The sequence below is a fragment of the Pseudovibrio sp. Ad37 genome (assembly GCF_001623075.1).
Classification (GTDB): domain Bacteria; phylum Pseudomonadota; class Alphaproteobacteria; order Rhizobiales; family Stappiaceae; genus Pseudovibrio.
In genome coordinates this window covers 40,068-56,173 of record NZ_LMCF01000012.1, presented here as the reverse complement: position 1 = coordinate 56,173, position 16,106 = coordinate 40,068, and the positions used below count along the sequence as shown (strand labels likewise).

Annotated in this window: 14 protein-coding genes; 5 read left to right on the top strand and 9 right to left on the bottom strand. The window is 50.2% G+C overall.

The genetic code is table 11. The features are described 5' to 3' along the window. Window positions 1-38: 38 nt before the first annotated feature. The 6 genes from hslV to PsAD37_RS02290 all read right to left on the bottom strand — a co-directional run bounded on the left by hslV (window position 39) and on the right by PsAD37_RS02290 (window position 7,318). Complete coding sequence (gene hslV / locus PsAD37_RS02315; protein ID WP_057463084.1) at window positions 39-587, bottom strand: ATP-dependent protease subunit HslV; 549 nt, start codon at window positions 585-587, stop codon at window positions 39-41. Between the two features lie 124 nt (window positions 588-711). Next, a complete protein-coding gene (locus PsAD37_RS02310; protein ID WP_063294766.1) occupies window positions 712-1,302 on the bottom strand; it encodes an NADPH-dependent FMN reductase in 591 nt (196 codons plus the stop codon). Between the two features lie 159 nt (window positions 1,303-1,461). After that, complete coding sequence (locus PsAD37_RS02305; RefSeq protein ID WP_208860003.1) at window positions 1,462-2,067, bottom strand: class I SAM-dependent methyltransferase; 606 nt, start codon at window positions 2,065-2,067, stop codon at window positions 1,462-1,464. A gap of 66 nt (window positions 2,068-2,133) precedes the next feature. Beyond that, the gene (dnaJ, locus tag PsAD37_RS02300) at window positions 2,134-3,261 is read right to left on the bottom strand and encodes a molecular chaperone DnaJ (protein ID WP_063294765.1); all 1,128 of its coding nucleotides are present in this window, start codon (window positions 3,259-3,261) and stop codon (window positions 2,134-2,136) included. Window positions 3,262-3,614: 353 nt separating this feature from the next. Next, on the bottom strand, window positions 3,615-5,570 hold the full coding sequence (gene dnaK, locus PsAD37_RS02295) for a molecular chaperone DnaK (protein WP_275078085.1): 1,956 nt from the start codon (window positions 5,568-5,570) through the stop codon (window positions 3,615-3,617). Window positions 5,571-5,824: 254 nt separating this feature from the next. After that, window positions 5,825-7,318, bottom strand: coding sequence for an FMN-binding glutamate synthase family protein (locus tag PsAD37_RS02290; RefSeq protein ID WP_063294763.1), 1,494 nt, complete (start codon window positions 7,316-7,318; stop codon window positions 5,825-5,827). Window positions 7,319-7,453: 135 nt separating this feature from the next. Between PsAD37_RS02290 and PsAD37_RS02285 the strand changes: the two genes are divergently transcribed. Continuing rightward, window positions 7,454-8,074 (top strand): alpha-ketoglutarate-dependent dioxygenase AlkB, encoded by a 621-nt coding sequence (locus tag PsAD37_RS02285; RefSeq protein WP_063294956.1) that lies wholly within the window; start codon window positions 7,454-7,456, stop codon window positions 8,072-8,074. A gap of 8 nt (window positions 8,075-8,082) precedes the next feature. Here PsAD37_RS02285 and PsAD37_RS02280 read toward each other — a convergent pair whose 3' ends face one another. From PsAD37_RS02280 to ubiE, 3 genes are all read right to left on the bottom strand, one after another. Continuing rightward, the gene (locus tag PsAD37_RS02280; RefSeq protein ID WP_063294955.1) at window positions 8,083-8,745 is read right to left on the bottom strand and encodes a TetR/AcrR family transcriptional regulator; all 663 of its coding nucleotides are present in this window, start codon (window positions 8,743-8,745) and stop codon (window positions 8,083-8,085) included. A gap of 299 nt (window positions 8,746-9,044) precedes the next feature. Beyond that, on the bottom strand, window positions 9,045-10,628 hold the full coding sequence (gene ubiB / locus PsAD37_RS02275; protein WP_063294762.1) for a 2-polyprenylphenol 6-hydroxylase: 1,584 nt from the start codon (window positions 10,626-10,628) through the stop codon (window positions 9,045-9,047). 6 nt (window positions 10,629-10,634) lie between these two features. After that, the gene (ubiE, locus tag PsAD37_RS02270) at window positions 10,635-11,438 is read right to left on the bottom strand and encodes a bifunctional demethylmenaquinone methyltransferase/2-methoxy-6-polyprenyl-1,4-benzoquinol methylase UbiE (protein WP_057463091.1); all 804 of its coding nucleotides are present in this window, start codon (window positions 11,436-11,438) and stop codon (window positions 10,635-10,637) included. A 108-nt stretch (window positions 11,439-11,546) separates the two neighbouring features. On the opposite strand from ubiE, the gene mutM reads away from it, so the two are divergent. From mutM to PsAD37_RS02250, 4 genes are all read left to right on the top strand, one after another. Then, window positions 11,547-12,449: a bifunctional DNA-formamidopyrimidine glycosylase/DNA-(apurinic or apyrimidinic site) lyase gene (gene mutM, locus PsAD37_RS02265; RefSeq protein WP_063294761.1), complete on the top strand. Its 903-nt coding sequence runs from the start codon at window positions 11,547-11,549 to the stop codon at window positions 12,447-12,449. Window positions 12,450-12,571: 122 nt separating this feature from the next. Beyond that, window positions 12,572-13,516, top strand: coding sequence for an L-lactate dehydrogenase (locus tag PsAD37_RS02260; RefSeq protein WP_063294760.1), 945 nt, complete (start codon window positions 12,572-12,574; stop codon window positions 13,514-13,516). Between the two features lie 201 nt (window positions 13,517-13,717). Continuing rightward, the gene (gene gndA / locus PsAD37_RS02255; protein ID WP_063294759.1) at window positions 13,718-15,145 is read left to right on the top strand and encodes an NADP-dependent phosphogluconate dehydrogenase; all 1,428 of its coding nucleotides are present in this window, start codon (window positions 13,718-13,720) and stop codon (window positions 15,143-15,145) included. A 163-nt stretch (window positions 15,146-15,308) separates the two neighbouring features. Continuing rightward, a complete protein-coding gene (locus PsAD37_RS02250) occupies window positions 15,309-15,953 on the top strand; it encodes a GntR family transcriptional regulator (RefSeq protein WP_057463095.1) in 645 nt (214 codons plus the stop codon). Window positions 15,954-16,106: the final 153 nt, after the last annotated feature.

Genomic DNA, 16,106 nt, shown 5'->3' with positions numbered 1-16,106 from the left:
GAAAATTATTGATCTCCAGTCGTATTTTTTCGCTATAGTTACTCTTCGTCGAGCACTTCAACGGTAACGTTGCTGTTTGTGTAGACGCAGATGTCTGCTGCGATTGTCATGGACTTGCGGCAAACCTCTTCTGCGGTCAGGTCCATATCAACCAGCGCACGTGCTGCGGACAGCGCGAAGTTGCCACCGGAACCGATGCCCATGACGCCGTTCTCTGGCTCAAGCACGTCGCCGGTACCTGTCAGCACCAGAGAGTGCTTTTTGTCGGCAACCAGCATCATGGCTTCCAGACGGCGAAGGTAGCGGTCTGTGCGCCAGTCTTTCGCCATCTCAACACATGCACGCATCAACTGGTCGGGATATTGCTCAAGCTTGGCTTCAAGGCGCTCAAACAGCGTGAACGCATCAGCAGTAGCGCCTGCAAAACCGGCAATAACCTTACCGCCTGCCAGTGGGCGGACCTTACGTGCTGTGCCTTTGATGACCGTTGATCCAAGAGACACCTGACCATCTCCAGCAATTACGACTTTGCCGCCTTTGCGCACAGTCAAGATGGTTGTGCCGTGCCACTGTTCAGGTTCACTCATTCATTTTTCTCCAGAGTTCTATCGGCAACGGAGCAAACTCCCGCGCAACTCAATTTCAAATTTGTGTCTGCGGTATTATGTATGTAGTCCTTGCCGCATTGCCAATGCGGCAAGCCAAAAAAACTCAGTTATCCTGTAGCTTTACGTGACTTGCCTCACTGACGAAGCGGTCAACAAGCTTATGCAATCGCTTGATCTGATGGTCTTTTGTGAGGTCGCCATTTTCATCAAAGGACTTGCCCGCAAAATTAATAGAGACCATTTCTGGCAGTACAAGGCATCCTAAAGACACTTCCATGATCGTTCTCAGGTGCATGAGGCCTCTCAAAGAGCCATGCGCACCGGGAGAAGCCCCGCCGACAGCATATATCGACTTGTGGAAGAGCTGAAGCGGTTCTTCCTCTGGCAACTGGATGCGACTGATCCAGTCCAATGTATTCTTCAGCAATGGGGTGATTGAGGAGTTGTATTCCGGGCTGGCTATGAAGATCCCATGATGGGCCTCAATGAGCTTCCTGAGCTTGAATGCGTTCTCAGGGATACCCGTATCATCTTCCAGGTCACCATCGTAAATAGGCAGAGGATAGTCGGCAAGGCTGATTGTGGTTACTTCTGCATTGGCAATCGTCAGGTGTTTCGCCATCAGCTCTGCCAACATTTTATTGTAGGACCCTTTGCGGGTTGAACCTGAAAAAACGAGTATCTTTGGCTTCATAGGGTTATCCTCACGACATGGCTCTGCATTCTCTTGTCCAAGAGCTGCATGATCTCAGGTAAAGTCGGCACGCAGAGTACCTCATACTGCCCGAGCGTAAGGTTTATGGAAGATATGTGTTTTTAAGTGACTGGCCGCTAAACGCCTGTCTTTGAGAAATCAAAAGGGCTTTCGGAATATCCAGACACGAGCTGGAGGAATATTCTTCACGATCCATCCGGTTTTCGACCAACTGAACATTTTGGATTTCAGAGATACCGGAGACGCTAGAGAATATGAGAACTGAATAAAAGGAGCACCAGGTCTCATAAGAGCGAAGGCATCACGAATGCACTTCAAACGAAATTCCATCGGCCTGGACACAAGCGGCAAGCTCGAAACCACAGCGCACAGCGAGTTTGGGGCAATATGCTCAAGGCTGGGACGCATGTTGTAAGCATCACCTTGAACCACGTTCAATCCTTCAAATTTGTCACTGAGATGCTCGCAAAAGTCTGTGCTGTACTCCAAACAGGTAAGGCGATCTTTTGAGATACCTGCTTCCAGAATAGCTTTTGTAACCGGGCCTGTGCCAGGTCCCAACTCTAAAACCGGATTATTCGACTGAACGGGTACAAATTCTGCCATTCTCTGAGCGAGAACAGGGCCTGATGGGGCAACCGCTCCGGTCGTGAGTGGTGCTTCCACCCACGCCCGAAGAAATTTGGAAGGCTCACGAAATTTGTTCAAGGCATTTTCTGCCCGTGACCTCGTTTCGTGAAACATTCAACTCTCCGTAGCATCAACAAAGGGTACTATTGAGATATTACTGATTGGTGGCAATTTAAAGAGCTATGCCTTGAAATTCTCCAAAAAATCTTTTGCCTTTGCAAAAAATCCCGTAGATTCCGGATGATTTTCTCCAGAGGATTCACCTTCAAATTCTGAAAGAAGCTCTTTCTGCCTCTTCGTAAGATTTGCTGGAGTCTCCACGGCAACCTGAATATACATGTCGCCCTTCTGGCTTGACCGCATAATCGGCATGCCTTTACCGCGCAGTCTAAACTGCTTTCCGGTCTGAGTGCTCTCAGGAACTTTCACGCGTGCTGTATTGCCATCCAAAGCCGGAACTTCGAATTGACCACCCAGAGCGGCAGTTGTCATTGAAATCGGCACGCGGCAGAAGATGTCAGCACCGTCACGCTGGAAGAACTCATGCGGACGAATGGACAGGAAGATGTAAAGATCGCCTGCGGGACCACCGCGAGCACCGGCTTCACCTTCGCCTGACAAGCGAATACGGGTGCCATCTTCGATGCCTGACGGAATATTCACGGAGAGCGTGCGCTCTTTCGTTGTCCGGCCAGTACCGCCACAGCTGTCACATGGATCTGTAATGATCTCGCCACGACCCTGACAAGTCGGACAAGTGCGTTCCATGGTGAAGAAGCCCTGAGCCGCTCTGACACGCCCAGCACCGCCACAGGTTGGACAGGTGGACGGACGAGTTCCGGACTTTGCACCGGAGCCACTGCACGGCTCACATGTTACTGAGGTTGGAACCTCGATCTCGACGGACTTACCTTCGTAAGCTTCTTCAAGAGAGACTTCCAAGTTGTAGCGTAGATCTGCGCCACGTTCACGGCCAGAACCACGACGGCTACCACCGCCGCCAAAGAACTCATCGAAGATGTCTGCCATGGAGGAAGCAAAGTCGCCTGGACCTGCTCCACCGCCACCACCAAAGCCGCCGTTTTCAAAGGCTGCATGGCCAAATCGATCGTAGGCAGCGCGCTTTTGCGGGTCTTTCAGGGTTTCGTAAGCTTCGCTTACTTCCTTAAAGTTTGCTTCCGCTTCATCATTACCAGGGTTTCGGTCAGGATGGAATTTCATCGCGAGTTTGCGATAAGCGCTCTTAAGTGCCTTTTCGTCGACCTCCCGTGCTACCCCCAGCACCTCATAGTAGTCGCGTTTAGACATTATGAAATAAGCTCCAAAGACGTGATGTCTATCTGCGTTTTGAAGCCTCAGGAGAACATCAGCTCAGTCTGAGGTCACTGTGGGCAGTCGAGTTTAATTCTTGCTTCGCAACGAACTCACTCGTGAACTGCACTCATCTTCAAAACAAAACTGTTTACTGTTCAGTCGGTGATTGAGGTGCAGCTTTAAGCGCAGCGCACACATTACCAACTACCCATATGTAGGAAGCAGCTCTCTCAAATGCAATTGCACCCAAAAGGTTCTCTTCGACTAAAATCTTCCATACAGTCGGGAAATACTTGAATAAAGTTTACCTCGCAAGCCCATAGGAGCTTGCGAGGTAAAAGTATTAGTTAGCTGGACTTTTTGTCGTCGTCGCGAACTTCTTCGAAGTCTGCGTCAACCACATCGTCAACTGGCTTTGGCTCACCATCGTCTTCAGCCCCCTCTCCGGCTTCTTCTGCCTGAGCGTCCTTGTACATAGCTTCGCCAAGTTTCATGGAAACTTCTGCAAGAGACTGGGTTTTCGCAGTGATATCTTCCAGATCTTCACCTTCCAGAGACACTTTCAATGCAGCCAAAGCGCCTTCAATTGCAGACTTGTCTTCGTCTGAAACCTTATCGCCGTACTCTTTGACGGATTTCTCTGTTGAATGGTGAAGTGCTTCACCCTGGTTTTTGGCTTCAACCAGATCCTTACGCTTCTTATCGTCTTCAGCGTGAGATTCTGCGTCTTTCACCATCTGCTCGATGTCAGCGTCGGACAGACCACCAGATGCCTGAATACGGATCTGCTGCTCTTTACCTGTGCCTTTATCGGTTGCAGACACGTTCACGATACCGTTGGCATCAATATCAAAGGCTACTTCAACCTGTGGGACGCCGCGAGGTGCTGGTGGGATGCCAACCAGATCGAACTGACCGAGGATCTTGTTGTCCGCAGCCATTTCACGCTCGCCCTGGAAGACACGGATGGTCACTGCAGTCTGATTGTCTTCTGCTGTAGAGAACACCTGGCCCTTCTTGGTTGGGATTGTGGTGTTACGGTCGATCAGACGTGTAAACACGCCACCAAGAGTTTCGATGCCGAGGGACAGCGGAGTAACGTCGAGAAGCAGAACGTCTTTAACATCACCCTGCAGAACGCCAGCCTGAATTGCTGCACCCATCGCAACAACTTCATCAGGGTTTACGCCCTTATGAGGTTCTTTGCCGAAGAATTGCTTAACAATTTCCTGAACCTTAGGCATGCGAGTCATGCCACCGACGAGAACAACCTCGTCGAGTTCACCAGCTGCAAGGCCTGCGTCTTTAAGAGCCGCTTTCATTGGAGCAACAGTACGCTGAACCAGATCGTCAACGAGTTGCTCAAACTTAGCGCGGGTCAGTTTAAGGGTAAGGTGCTTAGGACCAGAAGCATCTGCTGTGATGAACGGCAGGTTGATTTCGGTCTGGGATGCGGAGGACAGCTCAATTTTTGCTTTTTCAGCTGCTTCTTTCAAGCGCTGCAATGCGAGCTTGTCGTTCTTAAGGTCGATGCCCTGCTCTTTTTTGAACTCACTCGCAAGGTAGTCAACCAGACGCATGTCAAAATCTTCACCACCGAGGAAGGTGTCACCGTTGGTGGACTTCACTTCAAATACGCCATCGCCGATTTCCAGTACGGAAACGTCGAAGGTACCGCCGCCAAGATCGTAAACCGCAATGGTTTTACCGTCGTTCTTGTCCATGCCGTATGCAAGAGCAGCGGCGGTTGGTTCGTTGATGATACGCAGAACTTCAAGACCAGCGATCTTACCAGCATCTTTAGTTGCCTGACGCTGAGCATCGTTGAAGTATGCAGGTACCGTGATAACAGCCTGAGTAACAGTCTCACCCAAGAAGCTCTCAGCGGTTTCTTTCATCTTTTGCAGAATGAACGCGGAAACCTGAGATGGGGAGTACTTTTCACCTTCAGCCTCTACCCATGCGTCGCCGTTGTCAGCTTCAACAATCTCGTATGGAACCAGCTTTTTGTCTTTTGCGACTGTTGGATCATCAAAGCGACGACCAATGAGACGCTTAACAGCAAACAGGGTGTCTGTTGGGTTGGTTACAGCCTGGCGTTTCGCTGGCTGACCTACAAGCTTCTCACCATCGTCAGAAAACGCAACCATAGAAGGGGTAGTACGCGCACCTTCTGCGTTCTCGATTACTTTGGCGTCCTTGCCGTCCATTACAGATACGCACGAATTTGTCGTGCCGAGGTCGATACCGATGACCTTTGCCATGTTTTTAACTCTCCTTTCGGCAGACCGCCCGAACCCCAAAGGCCTTCGGATAATGTCGGATCAGCATCCGACCGGTCCCCAATACATTGCACTTGCGTGAGTTGTCGCAAACACGCAAGAAAACTTCAATTGGCTATATAAGAGGGGTCCCCTGCCCCTGCAAGGGACAGGACCCGATATATCGACACAAGATCTACCCGAAGCCATTTTCTGAGTTAAGAAATTGAACTTTTCTTTGGAAAACCACAGAAAACACCTCCATTGCATCCCGGTTTTCTGCGTAACCCTCATTTCTAAGAGGGTGTTTGTGGATAGAGCTCTTCAAGAGAGACGGAGTGTCCACTTTCCTGGACGATGCGCACGTGCTCTCGTGAAAGCTGCCTTGCAGCATCGACCCCACATGCATGAGCAATCATATCAACCTCCATCCGCACGCTATGACAATAAGCAGCGACTCGGTGGCTCTTTTCTGTTGGGTCAAGACCAGTCTGAAGTGCTTTATTATGGGTGGTGATACCTGTCGGACAGGTATTTTTGTTACACCGCATTGCTTGGATACAGCCCAGTGCGAACATGAAGCCCCTAGCAGTTACTACAAAATCAGCCCCTGAACATAACACTAGGGCAACGGCGGACGGGATAATTCGCTTTCCAGAAACAATGATACGGATACGGTCACGCAGATCATGCTTTCGCAAGACATGATCGACAATTGGAAGTGCCTCAGAGATCCTTAGACCTACGTTGTCCATGAGAGGCATTGGCGCTGCACCCGTACCACCATCTGCCGAATCGATGGTGATAAAGTCAGGTGCATGCTCGATCCCACGATGGTTGATTTCACGACAGAGCTCTTCCACCCAAGCGCTTGAGCCGATCACTGTCTTGAAACCTACAGGCTTCTTGGCAATGCTGCGGACGCGGCTGATGAAGTCTAAGAGCTCACCCGTATTGCTGATCTCAGGATGACGATTTGGAGCGTGAGATGGTTGCCCGACTTTGAGCCCACGAATTTCTGCGATCTCAGGTGTCACCTTTCCACCAGGCAAGAGACCACCTTTTCCGGGTTTTGCGCCTTGAGCGAGTTTGATCTCGACCAATTTGACCTGAGCGTTGTCCGTTATTTTTTTCAGCTTGTCTTCATTGAGCGTGGAGTCATCATTCCGGCAACCATTTTTTGCTGTCCCCATTTGAAAGACAATGTCAGCACCACCTTCTAAATGGTACGGAGATAAGCCACCTTCTCCAGTATTCATCCAGCACTTTGCCATCTTCGCACCTCGTGAAAGAGCGAGGACCGCAGGTCGGGAAATGGCGCCGTAACTCATGCCAGAGATGTTAAAGTAACTGGGAGGCACATAGGGATTTTCGACGTAAGGACCGATGAGAAGCGGCTCAGGCTCATCGATTTCCTTCTCCAATTTTGCGAAGGGGGCATTCACGAACAGTGCCGTTCCGGGTAAGTTGAGGTTTTTTGTGGACCCGAACGCCATTGTATTACCTTCTGCCTTGGAAGCATGATCCACCCAGGTTCGCTCTGCCCGGTTGAACGGCATTTCCTCCCGATCCATAGCGAAGAAGTACTGACGGAAAAACTCACCTAAATGCGAGAAGAGCGCTCGGAATCGACCCACGACAGGGAAGTTATGCCGAATGGCATCTTTGTGTTGGCGTCGATCAACAACATAAAGAACGATAGCGGTAATAAGTGCGATCAAGATCAGGAGTGAAACAAACGCTGCAAAAATATTTAGTACAGTCGAAAGTAACGTAGAAAGAGGGTGCATTTGTGGATCTCCTTAACTGGGAGCCGTTATTTTGAAGATTATGGGTTAAATTCACTTTCGGCAAATCTCTCCAAATTTTCCGTTTTTGTAAGCGGTCTTTTCAGCAAATATGTCCAGATTAGAAGAGGTCTTGAGATGCAAATAAGCTATGACTTTCCTAAAGATTTCAAGTACCTGCCCGGATACTTCTCTTCTGAGGAGCAGAAGGAACTTGTCGATACGCTCAGATATCTCGTCAAAGAAGCTCCGTTGTTCACTCCCGTGATGCCGCGGACAGGAAAACCATTTTCTGTTCGGATGAGCAATCTTGGTGCATTGGGATGGGTGTCTGACAAGGGTGGCTATCGCTACCAACCTCTACATCCTGAGAGCGGCCAGGCTTGGCCTGATATCCCTGAGGTCCTGCAGGATCTTTGGAACAAGGTTGGTGACTGCTCGGCAGCGCCAGAAGCCTGCCTCGTGAACTACTATGCTTCAACAGCTAAAATGGGCATGCATCAAGACAGGGACGAAAAGACATTTGAAGCCCCTGTTGTTTCGGTTAGTCTCGGAGACACAGCAATTTTTCGGCTCGGCGGTGTGAAACGCGGAGGCCCGACGCAATCACTCAAGCTTAATTCAGGAGACGTTGTTGTACTCGGAGGAGAGTCGCGGCTTTGCTACCACGGCATTGACCGTATTCTTGGCGGGAGTTCGAGCCTCCTTAAGGACGGAGGCAGACTGAATCTGACTCTCCGCCGCATCTCGCCATTTTAGTCAGAGTATCAGGCCTCTTCGAGCGCGCCAGCCATAAAGAAGGCACGAATGCCGCTGGACACGAAACGAATAGTGCCTTCGACTATCTCGTCCTGATCCATTTCTTCATCGTAAGGGCCTTTGGAAGCCCCAGTCACAACGTAAAGCGCCTCTAACGTTGCGCTGTGCATGAGCATCATCAGCAACTGAGCACGAGGGCCCGTTGGAATGTCGCTCTTGGTGGCTTTCGCCAGAGCCTTCGTGATACGAAGGATAATTCTTGGTGGCTCCCATGAGTGCATGATCTTCTGGCCGGACTCTGGGTCGGAGAAAACCTGACGAATGAGAACAACAAACGGAACCAGCTTTCCAGTATCTCTTGAGATCCCTTGTACAATCAAGGGCTCCATGAATGCGCGGGTTATCTCTTCCAGGTCGGGCTCGCGCGCGCCAACTTCCAGCGCATCCAGACGCTGCATGCGCATATCGTCAATTTCGCGAAGGCGGCGCATAAAGACCGCTCTGACAAGATCATCTTTGCTGCCAAAGTGATAGTTGACTGCTGCAACATTAGCGTCGGCTTTTTCGGTGATCATTCTTACAGAAGTTTCCGCAAGACCATGTTCAGCGAGCAAGCGTTCTGCTGCATCAAGTAACCGTTCACGGGTCCCCAATTCAGAACTGTCTGGCACAGCGGCACCTCCAGGAAGATAGTTTACAATTGCTTTGAGCACTCTCTGAAGGTTTTGAGTAGACCCTTAGAAATCTCAAATACTTCTCTTAAGCTACCTTGCTTTTAGCACGTTTTAGTGAGCAACAACCCGCCTACAATTCATATCATCAATTGCAATGACTATATAAAACTTAGATAATTTTATGCAGTAACTTAGTATGATCCAATTATTTCTAGAATTTTCAGCTGTATCCGGCTAACCAATAAAAAACGGGAGCGTAACAACTCCCGTTTTTCATAGTTTCAACTCAGAATATCTTAGAGATAGATGCCGTAAGCAATTGCTGAAAGAGCGATTGCTATGACCCAAAGTGCGACACGTCCAGAACGGCTATGCTTCGCTTCCGATTTACCAATCGCATCTGCGGTTGCCTCATCGAATCTCAGGCCGTTGTTTGCCATCGCTTCCAGCTGATTGGAAAACTTGCTCGCACGGTCAGCAATAATCGGTAAATCACTTGCCAGACGCCCCAAAACAGTCACGCCTGTTGCTAGGTCTGTGATGCGTCCCATAGGGCCAAGATTTCTCTGAATCCAACCGGTTACAACAGGATCAGCCGTATTCCACATATCCAGATGTGGGTTCAGCGAGCGGGCTACACCTTCTGCCAGAACCATATTTTTCTGCAGTAAGATCAACTGAGGCTGAGTGTGCATGTTGAACATCTCGGTCACTTCAAACAGCTGTGTCAGCAAACGCGCCATTGAGATTTCACTGGCATCATGCCCATGGATCGGCTCACCAATCGCCCGAATTGCTTGCGCGAATATATTCACGTCCTGATCGGCAGGCACATACCCAGCTTCAAAATGAACTTCGGCAACTCGCAGGTAATTGCGAGTTATGAAGCCATAGAGAATTTCTGCCAGAAAACGACGTTCAGACAGTCCCAGACGTCCTGTGATCCCTAAATCGACTGCGACCAGTGTCCCGTCCGGTTCAATGAAGAGATTGCCTTGATGCATATCCGCGTGGAAAAAACCGTCACGTACGGCATGGCGCAAGAAAGTCTGGATCACATTATTGCCCAGCTCCGCCAGGTCATGACCTGCTTCCTCGATACCTTCAAGATTGGAAAGCTTTACACCGTCAATCCATTCCATGGTGAGTACGGAACGAGAGGTCCGTGGCCAATCCACACTGGGAACGCGAAAATCTTTATCTTCCTTGCTGTTTTCACCCATTTCAGAGAGAGCTGCGGCTTCCATGCGCAGGTCCATTTCCAAAATGACAGCGTGCTCATACGTCTCAACCATCATGAGAGGACGAAGGCGACGGCTTGCAGGACTAAAGCGCTCTGCAAGACGCGCAGCAAGGTAAAAGCTCTTCAGGTCGCGCTTAAACCCGCGCTCAACCCCCGGACGCAGTACTTTAACGGCTACTTTTTCCAGTTCGCCATCGCGGTTTCGGAAGTACGCAGGGTGTACCTGTGCAATCGATGCAGCAGCGACTGGTTCACCAAACTCTTCAAAGTGATCTTCGACTGTTTTACCGAGCTGTTCTTCGACTGTTTTGCGTGCGTACTGCGTTAGAAATGGCGGAACATTGTCCTGAAGTGCAGACAGCTCCTTTGCGGCTTCCTTACCAACCACATCCGGGCGTGTCGCAAGAAACTGCCCCAACTTAATGTAGGAGGGACCAAGGCGGTTCAGCGCATCTGTGAGGCGTGCTGCTGCGTCTTTTTTCTCAATGCCGCGGCGCTCAACCATACGTGCGACGCTAATAGCCAAGCGCGGTCCGGGAGGGAGATCTGGCAGAGAAACGAGTCCGAACACACCTTCGCGGGCCATAACATAACCCGCGAAAACCAGACGCATAAATGGCACAATATTTGCGATCATAACTGGTTAGATTTTCCAGCCGGAGTGAAGTGCAGCGATACCGCCGGTGTAGTTTCGATAGGTGACACGCTCAAAACCTGCATCACGTATCATCTGCGCAAAACGTTCCTGATTTGGAAACTTGCGTATAGATTCTACGAGATAACTGTATGGATCTCCATCACCTGTCACAGCCTGTCCGATTTTTGGAATGGCGTGGAAGGAAAACAGGTCATAAACCTTATCGAGTGCTGGCACGTCTACCTGTGAGAACTCAAGGCACATGAAGCGACCGCCGCGTTTAAGCACACGGTGAGCCTCTTGCAGTGCTTTTTCGATTTGCGGGACGTTACGGATACCGAATGCAATGGTATAGGCATCGAAGTGTTTGTCCGGGAAAGGCAGCTCTTCTGCGTTCCCCTGAATGAACTCAATGTTTTCAGAAAGACCAGCTGCGCTTGCGCGATCTTTGCCAACGCCTAGCATCGATCCGTTGATATCGCAGACGGTTGATTTGATTGTCCGGTTAGAACGCTCAACAACGCGGGTTGCTATGTCTCCAGTCCCACCAGCCACATCCAGATGTCGCCATTCACGGGCGCCATTCTTTGGTGGGTTCATGCTGGAAACCATCGCATCTTTCCAGAGACGATGCATTCCACCAGACATGAGGTCGTTCATCAGGTCATAGCGGGACGCCACTTTGTGGAAAACATCATCCACCAGATCCTGCTTTTCACCTTCGCGAACTGTGCGAAACCCGAAGCTAGTTGCCATTTCAGTCGGGTCTGTTACGGATGCCTGCTCAGGGGTTGAGAACTCACGCGCCATAATCAAATCACTCCATTTCGCGGGCGAACATAGTACAGCTTGTTACAAAGCGCTATTGTTGAACGTAATCTTTGCCCAGCAGCAAACCACTGTACCAACGGATATCTTATGCCTGAATTACCGGAGGTTGAAACAGTCCGTCGCGGACTAGCACCTTTTTTTGACAATGCAACAATTTGCAGAGTTGAACAACGCCGACCTGATCTTCGTTTTCCTTTTGGCGATGATTTCGTAGATCGCCTGGAAAGTCGCAGAGTTGTTTCCTTCAGCCGCCGTGCTAAATATCTGCTGCTTGATCTGGACAGCGGAGATGTATTGGTGATGCACCTTGGCATGTCGGGTTCGTTCCGCTGGATCGAGACTGATGATCAAGAACCAACACAAACCGTTGAAATGTATCATGCAAAAGGTAAACACCCTCAGCATGACCATGTCATCTTCCATGTTCGGTCTTCTGATCAGGAAACGATCGTAAAGATCATTTACAATGATCCGCGTCGGTTTGGATTTATGGTGCTCATTCCTCGCAGCGAGCTGACGACACACCCAATGTTTGTCGATATGGGGATCGAACCACTCGGCAATGAGCTGGATGGAGCCTACCTCGCCAAGCTGTTTGAGAACCGGAAGACCTCTCTTAAAGCAGCTTTGCTCAATCAGAAGTTCATTGCAGGACTGGGTAACATTTATGTGTGTGAAGCACTCTGGAGAACGGGGTTAAGTCCCTTCAACAGCGCATCCACACTTGCAAGCAAATCCGGTAAGCCGCTCAAAAAGGCCGATGAGCTTTCCAAGCACATTCGGGAAGTCCTGCAGGAAGCGATAAAATCCGGCGGTTCTTCGCTGAAGGATCACCGACAAGCGGATGGTTCTCTCGGATATTTCCAGCACAACTTCTCTGTCTATGATCGCGAGGGGGAAGCTTGCCGAACACCTAAGTGTGCTGGCGTCATTGAGCGGAAGGTCCAAAATGGGCGTTCAACATTCTTTTGTCCAAGATGCCAGAAGTAAGCATGCGAGCTGATATGTCACGCTTGAGGGAATTGCATTCCCTAAAGCAACTGTCTAGGAGACAGGCATAATATTAAAAAGCCAGCAGGATGCCTTGTAGACTGCGAGAAAAGGATGGCCCTATGAAAATCGGTGTAGTTGGTGTTGGCGCTGTTGGAAGTACTGCAGCCTACGCCATGGCCATGAACGGTGTGGGCAATGAAATTGTACTCGTCGATTACAATCCGAAACTCGCTATTGCTCAGGCAGAAGACATTCTTCACGCAACCCCGTTTGCGCGCCCAATGAGTGTTATTGGTGGCGATTACAGTGACTTGAAGGATGCAGCAGTCGTCGTGATTGCAGCTGGTGTCAACCAGCAACCGGGTGAGACCCGGATTGAGCTGTTGGCACGCAATGCTGGCGTGTTTGCAAAAGTCATTCCTGAGGTGCTGAAATATGCACCAAATGCGATCCTGATCATCGCAACCAATCCGGTTGATATCATGACTCAGGTTGCGACTGAAATTTCTGGCTTGCCGCGCAATCGCGTTATCGGCTCAGGTACAATTCTGGATACTGCGCGTTTCCGTACTTTATTGGGTAAACATCTGGGCATTACGCCAACCTCTGTGCATGCAGATGTACTTGGTGAGCACGGTGATAGTGAAGTGCTTATCTGGTCTGGCGCGAAGGCAGGCAACACGCCGTTGTTTACTTTTGCCGAGCAGATCAACAAGCCAATCACTCAAGATGTTCGTGACCGCATTGACCATGGTGTTCGTTACGCTGCCTATTCGATCATCGAAGGCAAAGGGGCAACCAACTACGGCATTGGCGCAGGGCTCTCCCGCATTGTGAAGGCTATTGTGACAAATGAACATGCTGTCATCAGCCTTTCCATCGTCAATGAAGAGATCGTTGGCGTGAGGGATACAGCCCTTTCGGTACCGCGGGTGCTGGGTGCTGATGGTATTGAAGCTACCCTCTTCCCTAGTATGGATGAGTTGGAACGTAGTCAGCTGCAAGCGTCCGCAGTGGCGTTGGAAACAGCGGCAAAAGAAGTACTTTCCAAGCACCTGAAATAGTGTAGATCCCGCGAAAGCTTTATTTCGGCAGTTTTATTAGGCTTTTGCGGAATTTTCTTATTCTCACCTTGGCAAAAACCTGTTTTTCACCTATGCCACAGACCTAGTTTCTGATGCACAAGCGCATACAATCGCCAAGTTAGCTATTGGATTAGGTTTGTTGCGCGCGTCTGTGCACCACTTGCAGCGCGGAGAGTATTGATGACACAGGCGGATATCGGCCTTGTTGGACTAGGCGTCATGGGAGCCAATCTGGCTCTTAATATCGCAGACAATGGCTACAAAGTAGCGGTGTTCAACCGTACTGCAGAGGGAACCCAAGCTTTCATGGAGAAGGCTGGACACCTCAAAGACATGTTTATTCCCTGCTACAGCACAGAAGAGCTGGTAGCGAACATCAAAGCCCCTCGTCCTATCATTTTGATGGTTCCGGCAGGCGAGCCAGTTGATCAGCAAATTTCTGTTCTGAAAGACCACCTGAAAGACGGTGACATTCTGATTGATGCAGGCAACAGCGACTTCCACGACAGTAATCGCCGCTACAAAGAACTGGCCGACACGCCATTCACCTTTGTTGGCATGGGCGTTTCTGGTGGTGCAGAAGGCGCTCGCTTCGGTCCATCCATCATGGTTGGTGCTTCTGAAGCCGCTTACGGGCGTATCGAGCCTATCCTGAAAGCGATCTCAGCAAAGCACAATGACGAACCTTGCGTTGCTTTGATGGGCGCTGAAGGCGCTGGCCACTTTGTGAAAACCCTGCACAACGGCATTGAGTATGCCGACATGCAGATGATTGCTGAAGTGCACGAAGTTCTCACCGAGACCCTTCACCTGAGCATTCAGGAACAAGCCGAGATCTTCTCCAAGTGGAATGAAGGCCCGTTGGCGTCTTACCTCATTGAGATCACCGCAAACGTTATGAGTGTGATTGATGAAGAGAGCGGCAAGCCAATTTTGGATGTTATTCTGGATACTGCTGGTCAAAAAGGCACCGGTCGCTGGTCTGCTGTCGAAGCGCATCTGCTTGGCGTTCCGGCAACTGGTATCGATGCAGCTGTTGCAGCTCGCTGCATGTCTGCAAGTCGCGCACTCCGTCAGGAAGTTGCAGAACTATATCCGCAGTCTGATGCAGTGCTGACTTGGGAACTCAAGCAGGAAGGCATTGATGCCTGTGAACGCGCTCTGATTGCCGGTAAAATTGCAGCCTACGCTGAAGGCTTTGCTGTGCTGGCTGCTGGCGGCAAGGAAAACGGCTGGGATCTGCCAATGGGTGACATCGCTCGCATCTGGCGTCAGGGTTGCATTATCCGCTCACGCTTCCTGGATGAGATTGCGCAGGCATATGATGAAAATCCTGACCTGAAATCTCTCTATCTGGCTCCTGCTATTGCTGAACGTATGAAAGATGCTGTTCCTGGTCTGCGCGATATGCTGAGCCTGAGCATCACCAACGGCGTGCCTACACCTGCTCTTTCAGCAGCGCTTGGTTCGTTTGACATGATCCGTCAGAAGCGGACTGCGGCCTACGTCATTCAAGGTCAGCGGGACTTTTTCGGTCAGCATGGTTTTGAACGTACGGACAAAGAAGGTTCCGGCTTCCATGGCCCTTGGCCTGCTGGTGGCGCGTAAGCCAGATACAACTTGGGCATGCTAGTTATTAACTAGGCTGTGCTATACCTGATTGAAATTTGATACAGAAACTGGCAGGACCCCTATGTGGCCCTGCCCGTCTTTAAGAAGGCTGGCATGTAGAAGCTACAAACTAAGCCTTTACTAATCCCGGGAATAAGATGTGACTGCCAATTCACCCAATGGAGCTGAGATTTACCGCCGTCTCATTAAAGCGATTGAAAGCCGTGAGCTGAAACCCGGCAGTCGCTTGAGAGAAGCTGAACTGGCAGAGAAATTCGGCGTCAGTCGCACACCTATCCGGGAAGGCCTGAAGCGCCTTGAAGCGCAAGGGCTTGCTGTTCATGAACCAAACCGCGGCATGGTCATTCCTAGTCTGGACCACAACCAGATCAGCGAACTGTACTATCTGCGCGAAGTCCTAGAAGGAACTGCTGGTCGACTTGCTGCGCAGCACGCCTCAAGCGCTGAGATCGAAATTCTGCAGGAAATGGTCGAATCCGACATGCAGAACCTTGCGGATGCAGAGCGCCTGATCAAGACCAACCGTGAGTTCCATCGCCGCTTCTATCTCGCTTCCCACAACCGCTATCTGGTTGAGCAAATTGATCATATGCGCCTATCTTTGCTGCTGCTGGCAGGCACAACCTTGACCGATGATGATCGTCGTCGTCTGGCGATTGAAGAGCATGCAGAGATTGTGGATGCAATTTCCAAGCGGGATTGTGACCGTGCTGACAAAGCTGCACGTCACCACATCGCAGAAGCCCATAAGGCTCGCTTAAAATTCTTTACTCAACTCACCTGAGTCTTGTCAAAATCTGGATGATTTGAAGCGCGTTCTGCTAACAGGGCGCGCTTTTTTGTTTAAGTGAGTCGGTATAAGTACCTAGAAAACCAGCCAAAACAAGCTTCACTTTTATTAGTCTGAGATATCACATAAGTTTCATATGAACATAGT